21 protein-coding genes are annotated in these 22689 nt (G+C 47.4%); 9 read left to right on the forward strand and 12 right to left on the reverse strand.

Annotated elements, in window-relative coordinates:
• The first annotated feature begins 27 nt into the window (after window positions 1-27).
• The gene (locus BP71_RS13700) at window positions 28-1413 is read left to right on the forward strand and encodes a putative oxidoreductase C-terminal domain-containing protein (protein WP_496380059.1); all 1386 of its coding nucleotides are present in this window, start codon (window positions 28-30) and stop codon (window positions 1411-1413) included.
• Between the two features lie 102 nt (window positions 1414-1515).
• Window positions 1516-2043 carry a hypothetical protein gene (locus tag BP71_RS13705; RefSeq protein WP_496380061.1) on the forward strand — a complete coding sequence of 176 codons (528 nt, stop codon included), beginning with the start codon at window positions 1516-1518 and terminating at the stop codon, window positions 2041-2043.
• A gap of 96 nt (window positions 2044-2139) precedes the next feature.
• Here the strand turns inward: BP71_RS13705 and BP71_RS13710 are convergent, their stop codons facing one another.
• Together BP71_RS13710 and BP71_RS13715 are read right to left on the reverse strand one after the other, a co-directional pair.
• Window positions 2140-2598 carry a DUF7684 family protein gene (locus BP71_RS13710; RefSeq protein WP_496380063.1) on the reverse strand — a complete coding sequence of 153 codons (459 nt, stop codon included), beginning with the start codon at window positions 2596-2598 and terminating at the stop codon, window positions 2140-2142.
• 13 nt (window positions 2599-2611) lie between these two features.
• Window positions 2612-3187 (reverse strand): 2'-5' RNA ligase family protein, encoded by a 576-nt coding sequence (locus tag BP71_RS13715; protein WP_496380065.1) that lies wholly within the window; start codon window positions 3185-3187, stop codon window positions 2612-2614.
• A 59-nt stretch (window positions 3188-3246) separates the two neighbouring features.
• Between BP71_RS13715 and BP71_RS13720 the strand changes: the two genes are divergently transcribed.
• Together BP71_RS13720 and BP71_RS13725 are read left to right on the forward strand one after the other, a co-directional pair.
• Window positions 3247-3873 (forward strand): ATPase, encoded by a 627-nt coding sequence (locus BP71_RS13720; RefSeq protein WP_496380067.1) that lies wholly within the window; start codon window positions 3247-3249, stop codon window positions 3871-3873.
• Complete coding sequence (locus BP71_RS13725) at window positions 3860-4012, forward strand: DUF8506 family protein (RefSeq protein WP_496380069.1); 153 nt, start codon at window positions 3860-3862, stop codon at window positions 4010-4012. The genes BP71_RS13720 and BP71_RS13725 overlap by 14 nt, the downstream gene beginning before the upstream one ends.
• On the opposite strand, the gene BP71_RS13730 is transcribed toward BP71_RS13725, so the two are convergent.
• Window positions 3999-4262: a hypothetical protein gene (locus tag BP71_RS13730; RefSeq protein ID WP_090380330.1), complete on the reverse strand. Its 264-nt coding sequence runs from the start codon at window positions 4260-4262 to the stop codon at window positions 3999-4001. The genes BP71_RS13725 and BP71_RS13730 overlap by 14 nt on opposite strands.
• Before the next feature lie 178 nt (window positions 4263-4440).
• On the opposite strand from BP71_RS13730, the gene BP71_RS13735 reads away from it, so the two are divergent.
• The 5 genes from BP71_RS13735 (at window position 4441) to BP71_RS13755 (ending at window position 8271) form a co-directional block, all read left to right on the forward strand.
• A complete protein-coding gene (locus BP71_RS13735) occupies window positions 4441-4863 on the forward strand; it encodes an XRE family transcriptional regulator (RefSeq protein ID WP_496380071.1) in 423 nt (140 codons plus the stop codon).
• Window positions 4864-5090: 227 nt separating this feature from the next.
• On the forward strand, window positions 5091-6419 hold the full coding sequence (locus BP71_RS13740; protein ID WP_496380073.1) for an AAA family ATPase: 1329 nt from the start codon (window positions 5091-5093) through the stop codon (window positions 6417-6419).
• Entirely contained in the window at window positions 6400-6840 is a 441-nt protein-coding gene (locus BP71_RS13745) for a hypothetical protein (RefSeq protein WP_496380075.1), read from the forward strand. Before BP71_RS13740 ends, BP71_RS13745 begins: the two co-directional genes overlap by 20 nt.
• A gap of 65 nt (window positions 6841-6905) precedes the next feature.
• Window positions 6906-7526 (forward strand): hypothetical protein, encoded by a 621-nt coding sequence (locus BP71_RS13750; RefSeq protein ID WP_496380077.1) that lies wholly within the window; start codon window positions 6906-6908, stop codon window positions 7524-7526.
• Window positions 7519-8271 (forward strand): hypothetical protein, encoded by a 753-nt coding sequence (locus BP71_RS13755; protein WP_496380079.1) that lies wholly within the window; start codon window positions 7519-7521, stop codon window positions 8269-8271. The genes BP71_RS13750 and BP71_RS13755 overlap by 8 nt, the downstream gene beginning before the upstream one ends.
• A 47-nt stretch (window positions 8272-8318) precedes the next feature.
• Here BP71_RS13755 and BP71_RS13760 read toward each other — a convergent pair whose 3' ends face one another.
• From BP71_RS13760 to sov, 9 genes are all read right to left on the reverse strand, one after another.
• The gene (locus BP71_RS13760; protein ID WP_496380081.1) at window positions 8319-10028 is read right to left on the reverse strand and encodes an FAD-dependent oxidoreductase; all 1710 of its coding nucleotides are present in this window, start codon (window positions 10026-10028) and stop codon (window positions 8319-8321) included.
• A gap of 93 nt (window positions 10029-10121) precedes the next feature.
• Complete coding sequence (locus BP71_RS13765; protein WP_496380083.1) at window positions 10122-11018, reverse strand: anti-sigma factor; 897 nt, start codon at window positions 11016-11018, stop codon at window positions 10122-10124.
• On the reverse strand, window positions 11015-11560 hold the full coding sequence (locus tag BP71_RS13770; RefSeq protein WP_496380085.1) for an RNA polymerase sigma factor: 546 nt from the start codon (window positions 11558-11560) through the stop codon (window positions 11015-11017). Before BP71_RS13770 ends, BP71_RS13765 begins: the two co-directional genes overlap by 4 nt.
• A gap of 244 nt (window positions 11561-11804) precedes the next feature.
• The gene (gldF, locus tag BP71_RS13775) at window positions 11805-12533 is read right to left on the reverse strand and encodes a gliding motility-associated ABC transporter permease subunit GldF (RefSeq protein WP_496380086.1); all 729 of its coding nucleotides are present in this window, start codon (window positions 12531-12533) and stop codon (window positions 11805-11807) included.
• 32 nt (window positions 12534-12565) lie between these two features.
• A complete protein-coding gene (locus BP71_RS13780; protein WP_496380088.1) occupies window positions 12566-13081 on the reverse strand; it encodes a DUF4199 domain-containing protein in 516 nt (171 codons plus the stop codon).
• Between the two features lie 3 nt (window positions 13082-13084).
• A complete protein-coding gene (locus tag BP71_RS13785; RefSeq protein ID WP_496380090.1) occupies window positions 13085-13645 on the reverse strand; it encodes a DUF4199 domain-containing protein in 561 nt (186 codons plus the stop codon).
• On the reverse strand, window positions 13645-14925 hold the full coding sequence (locus BP71_RS13790) for a dihydroorotase (RefSeq protein WP_496380092.1): 1281 nt from the start codon (window positions 14923-14925) through the stop codon (window positions 13645-13647). Before BP71_RS13790 ends, BP71_RS13785 begins: the two co-directional genes overlap by 1 nt.
• A gap of 84 nt (window positions 14926-15009) precedes the next feature.
• Window positions 15010-15390 (reverse strand): glycine cleavage system protein GcvH, encoded by a 381-nt coding sequence (gene gcvH / locus BP71_RS13795; RefSeq protein WP_496380094.1) that lies wholly within the window; start codon window positions 15388-15390, stop codon window positions 15010-15012.
• 76 nt (window positions 15391-15466) lie between these two features.
• Window positions 15467-22633, reverse strand: a complete 7167-nt coding sequence (sov, locus tag BP71_RS13800) for a T9SS outer membrane translocon Sov/SprA (protein ID WP_496380096.1) — start codon at window positions 22631-22633, stop codon at window positions 15467-15469.
• Window positions 22634-22689: the final 56 nt, after the last annotated feature.

The raw sequence follows: 22689 nt of genomic DNA on the forward strand, positions 1-22689 counted from the left end.
TTGCATGTATTACCTCAACCCATTCAAATGAGAAAAGAACTCTTGACAATCGCTTTATTGAGCGCAATGGTATTCAATCAGGGATGTAATTCGAAAAAGGAGGAAGCAAAGAATGAGGAGAAGAAACCGCTGAGCCTGATCGTGGTGGAACCCGGCCACTTCCATGCGGCGCTGGTCCAGAAATCCATGTACGCCGACGTTGATTCCGTCGTGCACGTGTACGCGTCCGAAGGCCCGGATGTGAAGGCTTACCTCGACAAGGTGGAGAAATACAACACCCGCCCCGAAGACCCGACGCATTGGAAAGAAGAGGTTTACACCGGCACCGATTTCTTTGAAAAAATGATTTCGGAGAAAAAAGGCAACGTAGTCGTGCTGGCGGGTAACAACCAGAAGAAAACCGATTTTATCAAAAAATCCGTCGACGCAGGCCTTAACGTCCTCGCCGACAAACCGATGGCGATCGATGCGGCTGGTTTTGATAAACTGAAAGAAGCATTCACGAGCGCCGACAAGAATAAGGTGCTCCTGTACGACATCATGACCGAGCGTTATGAGATCACCAATACCCTGCAACGCGAACTCGCATTGCTGCCCGACATTTTCGGCGAATTGCAAAAAGGCACACCCGGCAATCCCGCGGTATCCAAAGAGAGCGTTCACCACTTTTTCAAATACATTTCCGGCGAGGCGCTGGTACGTCCTACCTGGTTTTTTGACGTGAACCAGCAAGGCGAAGGGATGGTAGACGTAACGACCCACCTGATCGACCTCGTTCAATGGAGCTGTTTCCCAAATGTAGCGCTGGATTATCAAAAGGATATTCAACTACTGTCGACCAAACGTACTGCGACACAGTTGACGCCGTCACAATTCAAACTCGTCACCAAAAGCGAAACCTATCCTGATTTCCTCAAAAAGGACGTGAAGGACTCTCTGCTGAATGTGTATTCCAACGGCGAGCTGAACTACACCCTGAAAGGCGTGCACGCGAAGGTATCCGTGATCTGGAACTTCCAGGCCCCCGAAGGCACCGGCGACACGCATTACTCGATCATGAAAGGCTCGAAAGCCAACCTGATCGTCCGCCAGGGCAAAGACCAGAAGTACAAGCCTGTTCTTTACATTGAAACTACCGACAAAAGCAAAGCTTATGAAGATGCTGTTGCGGCCGCATTCAAATCCGTGCAGGAGAAGTTCCCAGGCGTAGAGCTGAAAAAGAATGCTGCGGGTTGGGAGGTTGTGATCGATGCCAAATACGATACAGGCCACGAGTCGCACTTCGCGCAGGTAGCTAATAAGTATATGGAGTATCTCAAAGTAGGGAAGTTGCCTGAATGGGAGGTACCTAATATGATTGCAAAGTATTGGTTGACGACGTCGGCGTTGAAGCAGGCGAAGGGCGGTAAATGATTTTAGCCGTCGTCTTAAGACGACGGGAATAGATTTGATTTGAGAAAAGACGAGCGGGATTTGCCGTTCGTCTTTTTTATATTTGTTGATCTCGCTCAATCCATGAAGCCAATTGCACTACGGGCAGCGGAACCCATTCTGATCGTTTGGATATTCCTCACCATCATTCTTATAGTCTCTGATTTGATGAACTTATCCGAGGCCAGCTTCCAGGATGACCCACTCAACGCTTACAGGAGCAACCCCGGAGTCATCAAGATTTCCATTGCATCGCTCCTTTCGAGGTTATTGTTTGTGGGTTGTCTGAGTCTTTTAAGATTCAAGCCGCAACACATAGGCAGGGTTCTCCTGTCAATATTCATCCTTTCGGGCCTCACTGCTGCCTTTATGCAATGGTACGAACTCTATTATGGCTCGACATTCTACTACGGCGAAGTCAGGGATAAACAGGGTTTGATGTTCCCATTGCTGGCATCCTCCATAGTTACGCTGATAATCTGGGAATGCTCTTACTCTTCTAATGAACGCAGAGACCTGCTGTTGAAAGCAATTTTGACCGTCCTTGTTAACCTTGGATTATATGTTCTATGGTTGAATGTTTATGAAGCTTGGAATCTATTTCAATCATGAAAGATTGACGTCCAGGGCAGCCATGCGAAACGCACTTCTCCCCCGAACGAACCGGGCGGCTAGGCGGTCGAACAGCATTCACCCGACGATTCTTCATCATTTCGCTTCCCTATCGATGACATTGCTCAAAGCTGCTTGAATCTCGTCGTTCCTCGCTCCTCCCGTCAAATCCAAAATGACAACCGTTTCGATCTCAAAATCATCATCATGCGCCGCGACGATTGAAAACCAGATTCCCTCGGCGAAATCATGGTGAAAAGTCGTCATAATATCGTGCTTCGGTAAATACAGCGGTTCAATATCTACCTGCCGATAAACAATCTCTTCGTCAATCAGGTCATGCACCCATTCACATTGGTTGCCGATTGTCGCGACCCAGCACACATCCTTCGCAATGATTTTACTGATTACCTCATCCAGATATCGCCGCTCGCGATCGTCGCTGACCAATACACAAAGCCAGTTGGCATGTGGAAGGTGGTCCGACCAGTTGGTTGCAGTATCGTATTCAACGAGCGTTACCTTTCGGCCGTGGAGAAAGTAGTCTGGTTGCATTGTTATACGTTAGCTAAGACTTGAAGTTCGTTCCCATCATGGGAAGCTCAGCAATGACATCGAACTGCTTTCTATCGTCGTTGAATTTTCGAATGGCGAGGGAATTGCACCAAAATTGGGCGTTGAAATCTTTAAAAAGCGAATATGCTATGTCGATCCAATGCGGTTGCAGCCGCCTGCCGATAGTCATGTGCGGTGTTTCGAACATGTCGGTCCAGCCTTCGGTGTGGATACTTAGAATCTCGGGACTGAATGTCTGCCGGAATTGAATGCACCGGTCAATAACCGAGCTCGACGATTCGCTGGTCAGATGCACGTAAAATGCTCCGCTCTTCAAGAAGTGATGAAAGCCCTGAAATTCCAGTTCGAATGGTTCCAGACTTCCAGCCGCCCTTGTACCTTCTTCCAGCAATGCCGGATATTGCTCGTCAAATGCATAAAACTCAAAGAGCGTAATGTGCGCTTCTGAATTGACGCTATTGTAGAATCCGCCAATGGCTCTCTTCAAAGCCAGCTTCATTTCTCTCACTTCCGCAATGATGTCCGCGGGCGGGCGAATGGCGATGATATAGCGGATCGGCTGGCTCATTTGTGAAAAACACTTATTTCTCGTGAAAAGTAATTATTTATTGACTGTTTTCTTGAAAAGTGATTATTTACACGCTGCCACGGATGTCCCGTCTCACACTTATGCCAAACAAGCACCTTTACATCATAGCCGGTTGCAATGGAGCGGGTAAAACAACCGCCTCCTTCACTATTTTGCCTGAAATTATTGAATGTAGAGAGTTTGTCAATGCCGATGAAATCGCAAAGGGTGTATCGCCATTTCAACCTGAAAAAGTAGCTTTCGAAGCCGGACGGATTATGCTGAACCGGATTAACGACCTGCTGGCCAGTGATGAATGCTTTGCATTTGAAACTACGCTGGCTACCAGAAGCTACAAATCCAAGATCGAAGAGGCAAAACTGAAAGGATACAGGGCCACTATGATCTTTTTCTGGCTAAATAATGTTGAATTGGCCAAAGACCGGGTAGCAATTCGTGTCTCAGAAGGTGGGCATAATATCGAGCCTGAAGTAATTGAACGAAGGTATCTTAAAGGAATCAAGAATTTGTTCGATATTTACCTACCCATTATCGACGTTGCACTCATCTTCGACAACTCTTCAGGAAACCACCAACTAATGGCACAAAAGATGTTAGACGGGAGTATGAATGTAGTGGACGATTCAAAATTCAATCAATTAAAGAGCTACTATGACCACGGTTAAAGAGCAATTGGAATTCAGGGACAAAATTATTGCTGGCCTTGAAAAGGCCTATGAGAAGCTCATCGAATTCAAGAAGCAAAAAAACAGCGTACTCGTAGTAATGCGAGACGGCAAAATCACGCATATCAAGCCCGAATAGAGCCCTCCCCTCTCCCAATCCGCTCCACCTCTGCAAAAAACGCAATCAACTCCTTAAACGAAAAGTAGGTATCACAAAGCTCCGGCGCGTGGCCTTGTTCTTTGAGGGAGATGATGTAGCCGGTAAAAATCGTCCAGAGTTCGTTGGACCAGCTTTCGGCGCTGCTGCTGCTCAGGAGCTTGCCTACTTCCCTGCCATAGGCCAGCAAGGTCGGGTCCGAGGGGGCGAGTGCGTGTGTTTCTGTGTTCATGGGGTTGGTTTCAGATGTGTGGGACAAAACTTGCCTTTACGTTTTCAGTAAAGCACGCATTCCCGCCAATTGTATTCAATACAGCGGCCCGGTAACTTACGCCGAAATACCTGTAAATTACCCGAAAACTTCCCGCCGGATTTATATAAATTGCCATTTCAACGAAATCGCTTTCTGTATGACACATACTACCTCCAACCCGAAGATCCACGAAGGCCGCAACGTTAAGCGCTTTCGAGAAATGCTCGGCATCAAACAGGATTTCCTTGCCTTCGAGCTCGGCAGCGATTGGAACCAGCAAAGAATCTCATTGCTCGAACAGAGAGAAAAAATCGATTCCGACATCCTGGAACAAGTATCAGCTATACTCAAAATACCCGTGGAAGCGATTCGGAACTTTGACGAAGAGTCGGCGATCAATGTCATTTCAAATACATTTCACGACGGCGCATTCATCAGGAGTTCTGAAATAACTTACCATAACAATCCTCTTGCTGAAATTACGAAGCTACATGAAGAAAAAATGGAGCTTTATGAGCGGATGTTGAAAGAGAAGGATGAGATGATGGGACGGTTGGAGAGGTTGATTGAAAGAAAATAACTATCCATAGCCAAACGCAACGCTTATACAATGAAATGCCCTTGAATGGCTTCTTGCCTCACAAGGGCATTTTTGTATCATGCTCCATATGGTCTACTCCTTCTGACAATCCAACCATATGACAAGCACCAAAATAACCATGAATCCTATATCAAAAATTAAAATTTGCCATTTTTTTGCAAATTTTAATTTTTGATATATATTTGCTATACCAAACGATCCAACCCATGCTTATTGAATTCCAAGTAGAAAACTTTCTTTCCTTCAAGGACCTTACGACACTCTCTATGGTAGCCGTAAAATCCTTCAAGGAGCACCAAGCGACGCACACCACAGTTACTCCATCCAAACTAACATTGCTAAAATCAGCCATAATTTATGGTAACAATGCCAGTGGAAAGAGCAACCTGTTGAAGGCTATGAGATTCATGAAGGCCGCAGTTCTGAACTCCTTTCGTGATGCGTTGGTCGATAAATCAGAGAAAAAATTCCCATTGGAGAAGTTTTCTCTTAGCACGGAAACTGATGAAGCTCCGTCATATTTTGAAGTATCATTTATTTTCGCAGAAACTAAGTACAGGTATGGTTTTGAGATTGATGCAGAAAATATAGTTGCTGAGTGGCTTTATCACACAACTTCGAAGGAAGTATACCTATTTAAAAGAGATCATCAAGACATCGAAGTAAACAAATCGGCGTTTAAAGAAGGTCTTGGCAAGGAAACTGATGTTAAGAATAACGTATTGTTCTTGTCGCTTCTGGCGACACTTGGCAAAGAAATCTCGTCCAACGTTGTGTCTTGGTTCAAAACATTTAACCAAATCAGCGGCATTTACGACAGCTCGCACAGGCGCTATACGATAGATAAGCTCAAATCAGACCAAGCATTTTCAGACTGGATTCTCTGCTTTATCAAATATTTGGAGATTTCGAACCTTTCTACATCCGAGGAAGATGTAAATGAAATTGATTTGGATTTACTGAGACAGCAAGAAAAAGATGAAGAAATTATAAACCTGTTAACTAGCATACAGAAAATTCAAGCTAAGCAACCCAAGCGAGACCGCTTAGTAACCTACCATAGAAAATATGATTCCGATCGTACATTGACAGATACTGTACCTTTCGATTTTGACACTCAGGAATCGGAAGGAACTAAAAAGTTGCTTTATCTACTTGGCCCTTGGTATGATACACTTCAAAATGGAAAAATCCTGGTTATAGACGAAATGGACTCGCGGCTCCACAGTCATCTAACAACAAGGCTTATCGACTTCTTTCACAAATACAATAAAAGAGGAGCACAATTAATCTGTGCTGTGCATGATGTAGCGCTCCTAAATAAAGATATATTTAGGCGTGATCAAATATGGTTTATTGAAAAAAACCAATTTGGAGCATCTGAACTAATTTCACTATCCGATTTTAAGACCGATAAGGTACGAAACAAATCGGCATTTGATAAGAACTATCTAGAAGGCAAATATGGTGGCATTCCTTACTTTGATCTTGATGAAAAACTTATAGACCTTTTATATGGGGCAGAGGAAAAATAACTTTAACGAGCGCACCTCCGCTTCATACAAAAGGTCGCACGGAGTAAGAGAAGTAAAAGAACCGAGAGAAACACTTATTGTACTAAGTTTTCGGAACTTTGACAGAAATCAAGGACAGAACTTTGAAGAATGGCAGCAGGACGAGCTCTTAGCTTTGGCCATAAGCAAATTAAGAGAAATCTGTAACCTCACCAGGATGGAGGCAACGAAGCAGCAGATTATCAAAGAGTACGAAAAGGGGCTTTTCCCTCCGAACTCCGACTTCTACCATCCAAAACACATTGCCAATGACATTGCATGGTGTTCAATGCATATTCAGGGCAAAGAATGTGTTATCGGCTTCTTCGAGGAAAATATCTTTCATATAGTTTTTCTCGACAAGGATCATCGTTTCTGGATAACAGAGAAAAAGAATACATGAATTCCTATATGGTTAGTTTACCCGTAAATCCACATAAAATTCTATCATTTTAAATCTGTTGCATGATGACTGAAAAAGAACGTGAACTCAAATCCTTTAACCAATGTGCTGATGCGCTAAGCGTTTTGGACAAACGCTCGATTCTGAAAGTGTTTCATATGCTTTCAATACACTTTGAAGTGGTTGATAACCTCACTAATCCGAGCATACTTGACAAAACTGAGACCAACCACTATACTGATCAAGATACATCTACCTCAACACCGCTCATTGATGAGCGTTCCAAACCAAAATTAATAAGCACTCCTAAAAGGAAAACTCCTGCACCCAAAAAAGGTAGAAGTACGAATGGATCCGAACCTATATATTTGGTAAATTTTGAATTTGCGCCGCAAGGGCATGAAAGTCTGCGAGACTATTACAAAAAATTTGCCGTTAAATCGAATTTCGAGAAGAATCTAGTTTTTGTACACTATTTGCAAGAAGTAATAAAAACGGAAAACATAAGTAAAGACCATATTTACAGTTGTTATCGCGAAGTCGGAGAAAAAATTCCAAACGTACCTCAAAGCTTGAAAGATACAAAACACAATAAAAGTTGGATAGACACATCTAACATGAATGACATAAAGATAACACGTGTAGGGTTAAATTACATATCACAAGATTTGCAGCGTAATGATTGACAGTATTGCAGACTACATTCAAAGGGTGGACAAGTTTAGCGACCTAAAAGCCTCGGAGATGATTGATCATTTTGTTTATTATCTCCAAATCCACAAAGCACAGGTCAGTGTATTCCCTAAGCAGATAGCAGAATGTTTTGATTGTTTGCATATTCCTAGATACTCAAATGTATCGAGTTATTTATCAGCTAATTGCAAGAAAGTCCGCGGCCAACAAAAGTTTATTAAAAATAAGGACGGAGGGTATAAGCTAACACGGAAAACACTTGATCAATTGGAGAAGAGCGCCTCAATTGACTCGCCGGTTATTGTGACTAATGTTTCACTTCGTGAACTCGCAGATAAAATCCAAAACCCAAGCGAGAAAGTTTACTTAGAAGAAGCTATCTTAACCTTTGAAGCCGGAGCATATCGAGCGTCCATATTAATGGTCTGGTTACTCGCAGTCGATCATTTATATGAATACATTCTCTCAGGAAGGGTGCAAATATTTATTAACGCGCTAAGGAAAGCCAACTTAAATAAGTCAATACATTCGAAAGATGACTTTGGAGAGTTAAAAGAGAGCCAGTTCATTGAAGCTTGTAAAAGCGCGGGGATAATATCGAATGATGTGCGAAAAATCTTGGATACTAAATTAGGTATCCGAAATTCGTTCGCACATCCATCTACAATTACGTTGCCGAGAAGCAAGGCCTTAGAATTTATCGACGATCTTATCGAAAACGTCCTGCTCAAATATTGAAGTAGGCCATAGGCTTTAACATCTTGGCTGCTAAATTTATTCTGGCATCACCCTGTCCACTCCAACTCAACCCCCTCCCCTCTAACAAACCCCTGAAACCCCGCCAACAACCCCTTATCCTCCCTAACACCCCGCGGAAGCACCTTCTTCTCAGAAGCATACTTCACCAACAACCCCACAGCCTCCCCAATGCTCCACTCCACCGGATGCAACCGATAACACCCATTCGTAATATGCGTAGTACCAATATTCTTGTTAGCAGGCAAAATATTCTCCATCCGCACAGGCAGCAGCGCGCCCAGGGGAATCTGAAACGGCAGTGACCCGAAATCAATGTAATTATCCCCGCCGGTACTCGGATGCAAATCAATGTGGTAGTAGCCGATGCCGACGCTGTCCTCAAACTTAGCAGCTTTCACGCCAGCAGATTGGCCGGTGATGCTCGCGCGCTGGTCGGCGCCTACGTGTTCCTCCTTGATAGTGAACAGGGCCTTGATGCGGCGGGATTCGCGGACGTAGGGGTATTTGGCGAGGCCGTCTTCGGTGCCCATTACGTCTTTGCGGAGGCGGATGCCGGGCCAGCCTTTGCCGCCGTCGGGGCGCGGGGCTTCGGTTTGGAGCCAGTAAAGGAGCGAGAGGCTGAGTTGCTTGCCGCGCTCGAAATGCTTGTCGAAATCCTTTTCGCTGGGGCTGATGAGGTTGCCGAGGGTGTAGTCGTTTTGCGGCCAGTTTACGATGGTAATGTCGCCGGCGTAGGTGCCGGGGGCGAAGTTGGCCTTGTTGATAATGCGGCGGTAGAGCCAGAGGTTCAGCTTGTCGCCCGTCGGGATACCCTCCGGGTGGAAGCCGAGCTCTTTCGGTTCCAGGGTTTTGGGGTTGGAATACGAGAGGTCGAGCAGCCTGCCCGACCATGGTTTGGCCATTTTGGGGACGTAGTTCTTCCAGAAATCATATTCGCGCGGCTTTTCGATCACGTGGTTTTCGCCCGGGCGGTAGTCGATCGCGTAGCAGACGGTGAATGCCTGCACGTTTTCGGGATCGGCCTTTTCGGGGGCGTGGAATTCGCCGGTTTGAGCCTTGGATTCGGCTCCGGTCACGTATTCGGTGCCGGTCATGGGCAGCAGGTCGCCGAGCTCGGTGGCGTCCGCAAAATAGGGCGCGGTGAGGGTTACCTGGGTTTTGTTGCGGCGGTTGAGGGCGGTGAGCGATTGTACTTTGTTGCCTTTTACGTCCGCGGAGACGATTTTATGTTCCAATAGCAATGTCAGCTTGCCGGAGCTGAGGTAGGGATTGAGCAGGTCGGTGAGCACTGCTACGGTTACGCGTGGTTCGTGGCAGAGCTTGGATACCGACCCGTCACCCGGATTGAGGTTTTTGCGGGTTTTGGCCTCGGCGGTGAGCGGGTAGTTTTTCTGGTAATATTCGCGCACAGCCGTGCGGAAATGCCGGTAAGCCTTCGTGGCGCCGTGCGTTTCGATCCACTGGTGCTCGTCGGGCGGGACGCCTTGCTGGGAAATCTGCCCGCCGATCCAGTCGGTTTCTTCGGTGAGGATTACCGACAGGCCATTTCGCAATGCAGCCAATGCGGCCGCGCAACCGCCGAGACCGCCACCGGCGATGACGAGGTCGGTATTGAGCGTGGCTTTGGCTTTGTTATCCGGACCGGGAGCTTCATCTACGGACTTTTTTGCATTCGAAGGTTGGGAAAGCAAACTGCCGCCGATTGCGACACTTCCCAGAAAATTACGGCGTTTCATAAGGGTTAAGATGTTGTTTAGGAATCAAAAAAGAAAGCTCATTGCAAGGCTTTTACCCCGCAATGAGCGTGTATTGTTTTACAAATCAAATCACTACACCACTTTCCCCATCACGTACATTTCGTCCATGGTCGGAGTTGGGTTGCCGCCTTCTTTTTCCAATGTAATGGCAAATGCGGCGGAACCGGCTTTGGTGTTTTTCATTTTCAAAACTTTACCTGTGAATGCATTGTCGATCATTCCAATGTCGACAGGCTTGCCATCCACAATGCTCCAAAGCTGGTATTGCTTTCCCTGAGGCGCTGCGGGCAGGTTTTGCACGTCGATCAGCACTTCATTCGTTTGCTGGTTCCAGAATGCGGATACCGCACTTTCGGGCGACTTCGGCAGACCGGCCAAATGTATGTGCTTATAAGTTGGGCTACGGAAAAGTGTGGCAAGTGCCTGGTTGTATTCAACCTCTTTGTCGAGACGAGCCATATCCAGTTTCATTCTGTTCGTTTCGGCTGCCAACTCTTCCTGATTGGCTTTCATATCGGACATCCTGATAGAGGACCATCCGGCGAACAGTGCCAGCAACACGGCGGCGGCTACGGCGAGCTTCGACCAGAAAGGCGTCACTTCCCTCGTTTCCACGCGCTCGAATGCATTATCGATCACACGGGTATTGCTATCCGCCGGCTGTACAACCGCTGTTCCATCAGCAAGCGGAACAATCGTTTCACCGGTCGTTTCGTAGGACTGAGTGTCTTCTTCCGCAGCAGCTTCGAAATCCATTTGTGCAAAAATCGACTCTTTCAAAGAAGGAGGAGGCAATGTCTGATGTTTCAGCGCATATTCTTCCAAAGCGCTTTCGGTACGCAATAACTCTTCCCTGATCTCCGGATAAATGTGCGACATACACTCCACTTCCTGCTTCTCCTGAGGAGAAACAGTGCCCAATACATATTCCTCTAATATACCGGACTCTATATAGGCTTGGATATTCATACTGCAAAGTATTGTTTTAACTCTTGTAATGCGGTCCGGATCCTAGATTTTACGGTACCCAGCGGGATACTCAGTTCCTCCGAAATTTCTTCGTGTGTATAGCCCTGAAAATAGGCCATATCGATGAGGATTTTTCTCTCAGGCCTGAGCATATCTACAATGGCCTTCATGTCCGAACTGACAGTCTGTGAATCGTCGTACGTATCCTTTTCATTCAGGACCACCGTGTTTTCAATATCATCCATTGCCGGTTTCCGGCCTTCCGCCCTGACTGCATCTATCGCGCCATTCCGTGCGATATTCATAATCCATGTAAACAGTCTTCCCTTTTCCGGGTTATAGGAAGCAATATTCTTCCATATTTTCAGAAAGGATTCCTGCAAAACATCTGCGGCCTTCTCCTCATCCTTCAGCGTTTTCGAAATGATATTAAACAAAGCTCCTGAGTAATGGTCGTACAGGAATTCGAAGGCGCTTCGCTCGTTTCTTTTTAGAGCTGACACCAATTCCTCTTCCGAGTATTTTACCTTGCTGGTAGCCAAGAGTCGCTTAACATTTAGTTGTAAATTACTTACCGGCAATCTAATGAAATTTCCCAAATACCGGGTAGAGCCATAACAAATTATTGGCCGGCTCCCAGGGGAGAAGGATATTATCAGAGAAGGGGGTATAATCGGCGCACCGAGCCGTCTGCCTGAGGTCTTCATCTTAGTGTGTTTTTTCAGTCATATACGACAGCCACACCCGATTGGATTGACAGACGGTTAGTTCACATTAGAAGCCGTTTTATTTCCGGAGGCCTTCTACACGCCAGAGTGTCAGGAAGATAAAAAATACAATGAGACTGAGCAGATAGATGACATTCCGGGAGTCGATGAGCCCTTTGCCCAACGCCTGGTATTGCACATCGAGTGCTACTCCGGACAGCAGATTAGCAGCGAAACCATCTCCAAACATCCCGGAAACAGCACTGAACCCGACATACCAGATAAAGGCCAGGAAAACGCCCAGTATAAAAGCTACGATCTGGTTGTCGTTCAGAGACGAAGCCCAGATTCCCATGGACACCAGCACGCCGCTGAAAAGCAGCAAACCGATGTAGGATCCCAGCACAGCGGCCGAATCGACGTCACCGACCGGGTTTCCGAGTTTGTAAACACTATAATAGTAAATGAGTGTCGGCAGTAAGATAAGGACTACCAGCACCCAGTTGGCAAAAAACTTGCCGAGAATGAGGTCGATGTTCCGGAGCGGCTTGGTGAGCAGTAGCTCCATGGTCCCGTTACGCATCTCTTCCGCCAGCGAGCGCATGGTAATGGCGGGAATCAGGAAGATAAGGACATAGGGTGCGAGACCGAAGAAAGAACCCAGGTCAGCATAGCCATAATCGAGGATATTGGAATCCGGAAAAACCCAAACGATCAACCCGACGGCAGTCAGGAAAACCGACATCACAATGTAGGCGATCAGGGAATTGAAAAAACTCGCTATCTCTTTACGGAAGATTGCTGACACTATCGGGGAGATTAAAAGTCCTTCGGGAATACTTATTCGAATACCGGCTTTTCCCGGCGCATAATAGCTGCGATGATCAGCGAGACAATGAAACCCATCACGAGATAACCCAGGATCACTGTTACAAACACAATACCGGGCGACATGAATTTTTGGGAGATCTCAATGGCTTGTTCGATCTGTGCATCATCCTTACCCTGCCTTTCCATGTCCTCCCGGACCTGGTCCAATCCCTGTGCAAGCAGGGTATTATCTATGAATTGGATATAAAATATCGTAAAAGCCGAGCTCAACACGCCCAGCACAGCCGAGGTGAGTGACCCGAGGCCGAGCCCTTCTCCGTAACTGATAAAGCCCTTGTTCTTTTCGCGAAAATCTTTCATTGCCCAAACGATGGCAACGATCATAAAGATGTACGATAGGGATGAGAGTATCCGGTTCTGTCCCAGCCCGGAAACATACAGGATCGTCGAATAGATGATGGTCACTACGGCGACCAGGACACCATATTTCAATGCAACGCGGGCGGTAGATGTTTTTTCTTCCATGAGTTAAGGTTTATTCTGGAATACGCTGTAATCCTGTTTTCTCAATATCAAAGAAATCACCAGGATCGGAATGATCGCCATGACCGTTTTCTTTCCCACTTCATCCATAATGATTTCAGAAGTTTTCATTTCTCCAACGCCGTTATACATTTTCTGGAATTCAGCCAGTCCGATATTTTTGACAAGCTCTGCTTTTCCTTGCAGCATCAGGGACTTCATTTGGGCAATATATCCGGCAAAAACCGATGGATCGATATAAGTCACAAAAAAGTAGATCAGCCAGCCGGCGATCAGCGCACCCACCGTATTCACCACGTAACCGATCGTCAATGCCTCCCAAAGGTGCAGAAACCCATTTCCTACTTTCTTCCTGAAATACCAGCAGGCTGTTGCAATCAGAATAATGTGGATTCCGAAATCGAGTATCTTATTGTTTCCGAGCGGCACGATCCCCATGGCATACAAGCACAGAAAGAATGCAAAAACCAGTATTCCCGTCGCTACACCAAACAGCAACGACACTTTCAATATAGGCTTATTAAAATATTCAATAATCGATTTCATCAGTACCAATCCTGTTTTCCGTTATTGATCACGCCTCTTACCCTGCCTTTCAACGTTTGTCCCAGGAATGGTGTATTTTTTGATTTGGAATAACTCTTCGTGAAAACCCATTCGCTATCGGGCTCAAAAAACGTAAGATTTGCCTCTGCGCCCTCTTCAATCCGGACTTCCGCAAGCCGCAGTATCCGTCGCGGTGTGTCGGTCAGTTTTTCAATCACATCTTCGGTACTCAGCCCGCTGTGCATCAATGCCAGCGAAAAAGCAGTTTCCAGACCGGTTATACCGAAATCCGCATGATCGAATTCCAGGTTCTTGCTTTCCTCATCCTGAGGGCTGTGGTCGGACACGATCGCGTCGATCGTTCCGTCGGCCAGGCCAGCCCGGATGGCGGCAGCATCGGCTGCTCCGCGGAATGGCGGGTTTACTTTCAGGTTCGTATCAAATCCGATCAGCTCCTTGTCTTCATACGCCAACTGGTGTGCAGCAACGTCGCAGGAAACCGGCAAGCCTTTCGCTTTGGCCTCCCGGATCAGTTCCACCCCGCGGACGGTTGATACCAGTGATATATGCAACACAGGAGAAGAGGTATCATAAGTATTCTTTTCCAATGCGTATTCCAGCAATTTCAGATCGCGGATCAGCATCATTTCTTCCGCCAGGGAAGGCATTCCTTTCATTCCGATCAGCGTGCTGGTAATCCCCTCGTGCATCTGACCATACAGTGTCAGTTGCCGGTCTTCCGGGCGGTTCATGAGGAGGGCATTCAGGGGCCGCAGATACAAAATTGTTTTCAGGAGCAGGTCTGCATTCTGTACCGGATGTTCACCATCTGTAAAAGCAATGGCTCCCGCTTCGTGTAAGTCCATCATTTCGGTAAAGTCGACGCCCTCCGTCTTCCTGGTGATCGCCGCCGCGGGCCGTAGCGTTACCAATCCTCCCCGGCCGCTATGCCGGACGTAATTCAGCGTATCCTTGCTATCGATGACGGGTTGCGTGTTCGGCAGCAGCACGACTTCCGTAAACCCGCCACGCGCCGCAGCCTCCCGTATCGATCGGAGATCCTCTTTGTGCTCAAAACCGGGGTCGCGTCCCTGGACACGCATATCGAGCCATCCGGCCGACACACTCAATCCTTCTCCGCTGATCTCTTCGGCATCACCGGTTTCCAGACCTTCACCGATTTTACTTATTTTGCCATCTTCGACCAGGATATCCTTCACCTGACCATGGAATGGCGATTTCTTATCAATTACCCGAACCGAGCGAACTAACAATTTCATATTATTATCACAAACTAAACGCCGGTATAAAGTTCATCGGACCGGCTTCAAAAAAAAAGCTCCGGATGGAGCTTCAACCTAATATCAGGCACCTATAAATTTCTCGTAGTCCTCTGCGGACAACAAGCCGTCTTCATCACCTGGGTTAGCCAGACTGATTTTAACCATCCAGCCTCTGCCATAAGGGTCGGTATTAACCAGCTCAGGTTCTCCGTCCAGTTCTTCGTTCACTTCCAGGACAGTTCCCGGTACCGGGATAAACAGATCCGACACTGTTTTTACTGCTTCAACAGATCCGAAAACGTCTCCTTTTTCAAGCGCGTCTCCAACCGTATTAATGTCCACATATACAATGTCACCTAATTCGTTCTGCGCGTGGTCGGTAATGCCGATAACCGCTGTATCTCCTTCAATACGAATCCATTCGTGATCTTCTGTGTATTTAAGTTCTGACGGAAAATTCATGATAAAATCAGGTAAGTAGTGAACATCTTTGAAGCGCAAATTACACGATGTAGACTGTATTTTCCAAATCAAAAAATTATTCAGCCAAATTGAACTTCAGCTGCACGCCTCCCGCTGTATTGGCCCGGTAAAAAGAGTTGGATACCAGCGGGTCATTGAATGTCCGGTCGAAATAAAACTGCACACTCAGACGATTGTTAACCATGTAGTTAATGGTCGGTCTCAACTGAAAATTGATATTTCCGGCAATAGGAATGTTTTCTCCGTCGAACTTCCGCTGGATCGACCGGGTGTCTCTGAAGGTCATCGCCAGTTGCATGGTCATATCATTCTTGAGTTTCTTTTTTACCCCGTTGAGCTTGAAGGGAAGCGGCACATTGTTTTTTGTAAAGCCGATATTGACAGTAATGTCCTGGTTGAATAGCTCCGCGAGCTGTGAATTGGAAAGGTTCAGCGCAACGGTGCGATCCCGGTTATACTCGATCCTGGCGGTAATGCGGCTTTGCGTGCGCATTTCCACACCGACCAACGGCTGGAATTTCTCAGAAAGCGTGATCGTACTCATCGCGAAAACAGGAATGTATTGCCCCAGGTCGTTTAACCTCGACGATAAAGGATAACCCGTTACTGCCAGATTTACGTAAAGGGCCTCATAGTCGAGCGAAGAGGTGAAATTCCCTACGCTGTAATTAGACATATATTTATGCCTCAATGTGAACGAGCTGAAAAGTCTTTTGAATGCCGGTATATTGGAAAGACCGGTATAGCTCAGATCCCAGTTCGGCATCGGGAATTTCAGGAACGGATTGGTCCGGACCGTTTTGGGGTCCTTGCCCGTGTAGGCTGCGAAAAATGACGAGATCAATACATCCTGAGATGTCTCATTGTACTCTCCACCGCTCGGATTCTCTGCATTCAGGCGGTCTCTGAGAATAGCACGATAAGCGCGGAACTTGTCAAATACCGGCGAAGAATTATCACGCCGCATTTTGGCAAAAGCCGTCCGGAAAGACATAAACGACATGCTGAATTGGCCGTTCCTCAGCGGGCTTTGCGAAACAAAATTCCCGGTGGAATCGGGCCGGTAAAATTCCTGATAAGCGTCCTGGCGGGTCAGGCGCGCTTCGATGATCAGTCTGAAATCTTTGAACGGCTCCAGAGTGGTGTTGGCAGAAAAGTTCTTGGCGATAGTCTGCTGGAAAGGCATGTTCTGCTGCTGGCTCCTGGTGATCCAACCCTTCTCGGCCGCCTTCACCTGGAAGTTCCTATCCTGCTGACCGAGTACAAAACCGAGCCCGGGTGCATTCGCATTGTCCAGGCCAAAGTATTTCGGGGCACGCAGGTAACCTGGCAATGCCGTAGTTTCAAGAACCGAATAACTCACATTAATGCCTCGCACGGTCATCAGCACACGGGTAATGTTCTTGACTATGTCCGTGGTCCGCATATCGATCTCCTCGATATCTCCCGGGCTCCTCGCGAAATTTTTGCGGGCTGCAGAGGGGGTATTGGCGAATTTCAGATAGCGCAGCTTGTTATAAAGCAACACAAAGTCGACTTTCCCGGTTACTCCCCGTTCGCGGCTGTTACGGATGATATCCCCGAATGGCAAGCCGGTAGTGTCTTTCAACCCCAATGCATTGGCCTGGTATTGATAGGCGACCGAATGTTTATAATCCGCCGACATCCAGTCTAAAACAGGAATTTTGTCCAGCGGCAAACGATAGGTCAGGTCAATCTTCTGATCGAAGTTTTTGATACGTCCCAGTTTTTTGAAGTTATTCCAGAGCGAATCTTTCTTTTCACCTGTATTGATATCTCCCTCGGGCTCATCCACAATGGAATTCGCAGAAGCAGCGTAGGTCAGCGTCATGTTACGCGTCAGGTTCCATCCAAAATCGTAATATCTGTTAAACCAGAAATACTTTTCATAAAGCGGTTGGATACCGTCGGTTGTCAGGTCGGCATTCCTGAGCTGTGTTTTAAGAAAACGGCGGTCCACATCGGTCCGGAGCGCCACCATATTCGGCAGCAGGGTTACGTTAAACTCCTTGATGAATTCTGCCCAGCGGCTGGTGGCCTTCCATTTTTTGAATGGCTCGAATGCCTTGGGCTGGCTGCTGTACATGTAAGAGATCCCCGCCTTGTACATCCGCTGGTTATACTCCTGTGTCAGAACGTTTCTCCGCTTGTCATCACTAAATGCGTAGGTAAAGGAGAAGTTCTCGAAATCATAGAAGTGGTTTTTGGCACCCGGCTTGGTCTTGATCTTTCTGACATTGGAAAAGTTAAAGCCTCGTTTGACCGCATTCTCTTCCACCATTCGCCTGTATCCGTCCCGCTCCTCGTCCGTTAGCAGATTGTCCAGTGAAGTGTTCAATGGCGTATCCGGATCCAGCGGATTGAAATGGGGCTTCACATTGCGACGGTCATAGCTTACAAACAGCGGAATCTGGAAACCCCAGTTGGCGGGGAGCAGCTTATCCAGTGCGATGTTGGACGATACCCCGTACTCTGTAGTGAAATTACGGGAGCGCTCTCCGATTCGCTGCTGTACGGTTCCAAAACCAAAGGTCTCTAGCCTGCCCGACGCGGTGACGGTCGCGAAATCGGCCAGCTTCGCGTTCAGCTGAGCAATGGCCGCGATTCCACCTTTATCGTCAAAACCTTCGACGTGCATTTCATCCACCCAGATACAAAACGATTTCGAGCGTTCATCCGCCGATTTCGGGTTGCGCATACCGATCATCATTACGCGCACGGCGCTGAGATCCGGGTTACCGACGACGGTCAGCTTGAAGCGCCCGTCGGCTGTTGTAATCGTATAAGGTACGCTCAGATTCTTGTCGAGCTGCCTGTTCCGCAGCGCTTTTGCCTGTATCAGGTCATCCAAAGCGATGTTTATTTCATTGCTTTCAGGCCACACTTCCTCGGCAAGGCTGGCCGTCGGCCTGGTCGCTTTCAGGCCCGATAAATCGATCTCATAATAATTCTGGGTAAGATCTGTACCGATACGCATGAATGCACCCACCATATTATCCTCGCTTTGCTCGTTCTGCATGTGTACATACATACGCAGGCGCTTGCGGAAAAGCATGTCGAGATTTACGTTTTTGAAAACGGCACGAGAATCACCATCGCGCAGGTCGGTTACACAAAGGCTCATGGACTGTTCGTTCAGCTGCAACGGAGGACGCTGCGTATTATCCTGATCCCGTTTCCAGCCTGGTGGAATCGTGTAAACATATTTGTTCCCATCGTTATTAGCCTGGCTGTTTTCCTCAATACTTACCGTTCCTACCGTAAATTTTGCGTCATAAGGCTCGGGCACCTCCTGCAAACCGGGAGCATCGAGGTTGTATGTATACTTGCGGTATTGCTGACCTACCATCTGCAGTTGCGCGAAGCGAAGGACTACCGGTTGCTGGAAGTCCGTCATATACATGCGCATGAAGCGGATGGATTTGAATCCATTCATGTTCCCCACGACCCCTGAAAATTCCTTGATTGGAATTCTGAAAAGGTACCAGTTCTGTTTGTCTTCTGTATTTACGGTTTTATCGACGATGTAACCTTTACCGACGGCGAGCTGCCCGGGTTTCAGATCGATTTCATATTCATAATAAGATTCATTATCGTTGATGGTGTTATCCACATTCATATCCTCTCCGTCGGGAATATTGGTCGAGGCGGGTGTCACGTCCACCGATCTTCCCTGACTTTCGGGAGAGTTGTTCTCCATCCCGATATAGTTTTTGTAACGTTCCAGTACTTTGAGCCTCGCGCTGTCAGCCTCGGCGCCCAGGAAGAACTTGAAGTCATCTCCTGAAGGGTCGGCAAGGATCTTCTCCTTGGCTTCCGCGGTAAGGTTAGCCGGCAGGCGATCCAGGTATTGCTTGAAGAACCTGCGCTCTTCTTCATTTGACAAACCGTCGAGGCCGACGTCCTGTTTTTGCCGCGCGCCCGATTCATTGCTGAATGCATTGATCAGGTATTGCGATTTGGTCGCATACCCCCAGGCAGTCGAATCGACATTCACGCCTACCTGCTTAGGCACAAGCGGAAGTCCGTTTTCGAAGTTGTAACGTTCGTCGGGAATAACATCCTCTGAAATATCTCCCAGGTTGAAGACAAGTTTACCTCCGGTAGTGTTCGGAACACCTGAGAAACCGTCCCTCACTGCTCCGTATTTCTCATCATTGATAAAAGGATCCAGCATCCAGAACTCGATACTTTCAATATTCGCATTATCGAAGTCGTTGTCCGAAGTAATGGCCCTGCTGATAGCCCCGAAGTTAGTACGCGGCGTTTTCAAACGACCATTGACGTCAAGATCGGTGTTGTAGTTGTACATACCGCGCTCGCTGGGGTAGTACGCGATGTCCAAAACCTGTTGCGGATAAGTTACCAAACCCGCGATGGCCCTGTTCGGGAATATCTGGTTAGGGAGATAGAGTCGCTCGTAATAATTTTTCCGGTCGTCATCGTCGAAATTCGCCGGTGGCTGATACCCCCCTCCCAGCCCCTGGGATCCTCCGAAAATATTGTCTACGGTATATGCCGAAATTTTGGCACGCTTATAACCATAATTCAGATTTTTGCCGTCGAAACCATCCCGAAACTTGGTTGGAACCGCAGCCAGACGCCATTTCTGAGGCTGACGTGCCAGGTCGTATACAGTACGGGCGGCCTCAAAGTCGTCGACCAGCGACCGGTTGTTAACATCCTTCGTTACGCCCGGAAACAGTTTTGCAACCTCACCTTTGAACTGAATGCTTGACATTTCCTTTGTCTGCAAAAGCGGTAATGCGTCAAGCCATTTTGTAAGGAATGGGACATCTTTGCGCAGGTTGACGTCGAAGCCCAGCATGGTATTGTTCACAGGTTCATTACCTATTGATACCCGGGAAAGAAATCCTGCTGTACGTTCCTTGTATTTCATCGCAGTGAACCCTATGCTCAGGTCACGGTTCACCACGTAGTCGAGGCGGGTTCCGAGCAAGGTCCTGATCTGGTTCTGGAACATATCCGGACGCTCATATTCGATCACGATTTCTCGCCCTGAGTTCAGCACACTGCTGTTCAATATACGTACTCTTCCTATTTGTGCCTCTACAATATAATCCGACCCGGGCGAGAGCGGGACGCCACCAGAAGTAACGGTTACCGAAGTCTCCAGGACACCAAATGGCAATTGTACCTCAGCGCCACCACTGGATTGGTAAGCCCCTTTGATAAAAAACTTATTGCGCTCCGACACCTGTTGTGCGTCGATCATCGTGGTCCGGTATAGTTCATTGAACACATACTTGTTACGATACTGATCTTCGCCCGGCCCGAATTTTTTTGAGAGATTACTACCAAATGGCTCCAAAACCGGAAAAATAATCCGTCCCGTTTTGCTGTCTACTGTAATACCTTCTACAAAGTCAAAGTTGCCATCCGGTTGCAGATCATTCACCGGGTTCAAACGGTCGAGACCCGAAAGGCGGATGAGAGGAATGTTGGCAATGCTACTTTCCTGCAAATTAGGGTTATCGATACCGGTCTGGTCATCTTTGTAAATAATTCTTAACTGAAATCCCTGCTTATCGATCTGGCTGGTTCCAAGCGAGTAGACGTTCTTCATCATCAAGTCCCACATCGGCAACTTTGTGTTGTTCCGGATGGTCGACGACTTCAGCAATTTCAATGCAATCACTTCATTGTCCTTCCTCGCCTGATAGTCTTCTGTCAGCTCCCCTACTTTGAACGCCCGGCCATTGAGCGTATATTCATAGGATACCGCCAATACCTCGTCATTCCGAAGGGCGTTCGTCAATGAGATGTATCCCAGCTGCGGGTGGAACGTATAATCCCTGTCCGCGATCAGGCGCTTCGCGCCACGCAACAACTCATAATCAACAGCCCTTTCCAGTCCCAATCCCGTGATGGAGCTGTTTGTATTGTCGACCTGCCGGAATGCATCGCTGCTGGTAAGTGTTTTGTAAAGACCGTTGGCCGCATTGTCTGCCGGAGAAGTGGAACGCACCGGCTGCAGGTTGGGATTTCCGGCACGATAAGGCGCCGGCTCCCCAAGATCCGCAAACCCAACTACGTTTCGTAAAGATTCGGTAGTTGTGGTTCTGTTAGTAACATACACTTCAATACGCGTTACCGTTACACCGGATGTAATGGTAGGTGTATTCTGAAGAGAGCTTTCGTAAATATTTCTGAAATATTGGGAGAGGAAAAAGTTGCGGTTCTCATCATAGGTGTCGGCCCGCAGTTCAAAATCCCTGCTCTGCGCGCCGCCCCGCAGCGTGATCCTCTCCTTGCTTGATTTCTGCTGAGAAGCAACGAATGTGGCACTGAGACGACCAAACTGAAAATCCGTTTTTAAACCAAACAAATTCTGGACACCGGGTATGAGCTGACTGTTAATCGCCCAGTTAATATTACCGGCCTCTATTTTCCGGATAAAGCTTTCCTCCGGGTTTTTGTAGTTCAGCTTGATCGCATTCTCAAAGTTGAAGTTAGCCTTGGTATCGAAATTCGTTTGAAAGCCCAGCATGTCACCAAGCTTTGCATCGAAATTGATATTGATCTGCTCGTTGAAAATAAATTGAGTGTTCCTGCGCTGACGAATGGGAATCGACGGGTTGTCCAGGAACTGATGCATCAGTCCCAGGTCCAGCGACACGAAACCGGTTGGCTTGAAGTTCACGAAATCGTCGCCGAGCAATTTGGACAAGCCCGGAGGCAGATCCAGCTTGGGAAGCAATCCGCGTGCACCCATCGCACTGTTTCCGTCCTGCCTGCCTGCATATTCCCTCAGAAGGCTTTTGAATGCCCGGTCTTCCTGAATTTTGTCATAGGTTTCCAGGTCCATCCTCTCCGGCGCACGGTAATTCAGATTCCCGGTCGGTGTCTGAATTTTTTCCGTTACCGCAACTTTACCCGCACTGTCGAGCGTAATGTTAGTGGAGATATTAGAAGGATCTCGAAGATAAAAAGGCGAGCGCGGACGGGGTTCGGAAATACGATTGGAATAATAATCCTTCCATCTCATGATCAGCTGGCTACCCGAGCGATCGATGTTTTTCTTGGTGGTGTCCTCTCTGAGTGTGTCCGCAAGCATGGCCCATTCCTGCGCTTCACCTGAGTATGGCTCATCCCTGTCAGCGGAAACGTTTACGAGTAAAACCGCTCCTGCCGAAATGCTTAATACCTTAAAAAGGAAAGAGTAAATCGTTGATGACAAGGTAATATACTTATTTAGAGAAGGTTGTATTTACAAAAAAATCCATCAACACGATT

It is taken from the genome of Dyadobacter ginsengisoli DSM 21015 (genome assembly GCF_059568735.1).

What these genes read in the sequence shown, in the direction of transcription:
- BP71_RS13700 (WP_496380059.1), top strand. Translation starts at nt 28, where the DNA reads ATGAGAAAAGAACTCTTGACAATCGCTTTATTGAGCGCAATGGTATTC.
- BP71_RS13705 (WP_496380061.1), top strand. Translation starts at nt 1,516, where the DNA reads ATGAAGCCAATTGCACTACGGGCAGCGGAACCCATTCTGATCGTTTGG.
- BP71_RS13710 (WP_496380063.1), bottom strand. Translation starts at nt 2,598, where the DNA reads ATGCAACCAGACTACTTTCTCCACGGCCGAAAGGTAACGCTCGTTGAA.
- BP71_RS13715 (WP_496380065.1), bottom strand. Translation starts at nt 3,187, where the DNA reads ATGAGCCAGCCGATCCGCTATATCATCGCCATTCGCCCGCCCGCGGAC.
- BP71_RS13725 (WP_496380069.1), top strand. Translation starts at nt 3,860, where the DNA reads ATGACCACGGTTAAAGAGCAATTGGAATTCAGGGACAAAATTATTGCT.
- BP71_RS13730 (WP_090380330.1), bottom strand. Translation starts at nt 4,262, where the DNA reads ATGAACACAGAAACACACGCACTCGCCCCCTCGGACCCGACCTTGCTG.
- BP71_RS13735 (WP_496380071.1), top strand. Translation starts at nt 4,441, where the DNA reads ATGACACATACTACCTCCAACCCGAAGATCCACGAAGGCCGCAACGTT.
- BP71_RS13740 (WP_496380073.1), top strand. Translation starts at nt 5,091, where the DNA reads ATGCTTATTGAATTCCAAGTAGAAAACTTTCTTTCCTTCAAGGACCTT.
- BP71_RS13745 (WP_496380075.1), top strand. Translation starts at nt 6,400, where the DNA reads ATGGGGCAGAGGAAAAATAACTTTAACGAGCGCACCTCCGCTTCATAC.
- BP71_RS13750 (WP_496380077.1), top strand. Translation starts at nt 6,906, where the DNA reads ATGACTGAAAAAGAACGTGAACTCAAATCCTTTAACCAATGTGCTGAT.
- BP71_RS13755 (WP_496380079.1), top strand. Translation starts at nt 7,519, where the DNA reads ATGATTGACAGTATTGCAGACTACATTCAAAGGGTGGACAAGTTTAGC.
- BP71_RS13760 (WP_496380081.1), bottom strand. Translation starts at nt 10,028, where the DNA reads ATGAAACGCCGTAATTTTCTGGGAAGTGTCGCAATCGGCGGCAGTTTG.
- BP71_RS13765 (WP_496380083.1), bottom strand. Translation starts at nt 11,018, where the DNA reads ATGAATATCCAAGCCTATATAGAGTCCGGTATATTAGAGGAATATGTA.
- BP71_RS13780 (WP_496380088.1), bottom strand. Translation starts at nt 13,081, where the DNA reads ATGGAAGAAAAAACATCTACCGCCCGCGTTGCATTGAAATATGGTGTC.
- BP71_RS13785 (WP_496380090.1), bottom strand. Translation starts at nt 13,645, where the DNA reads ATGAAATCGATTATTGAATATTTTAATAAGCCTATATTGAAAGTGTCG.
- BP71_RS13790 (WP_496380092.1), bottom strand. Translation starts at nt 14,925, where the DNA reads ATGAAATTGTTAGTTCGCTCGGTTCGGGTAATTGATAAGAAATCGCCA.
- gcvH (WP_496380094.1), bottom strand. Translation starts at nt 15,390, where the DNA reads ATGAATTTTCCGTCAGAACTTAAATACACAGAAGATCACGAATGGATT.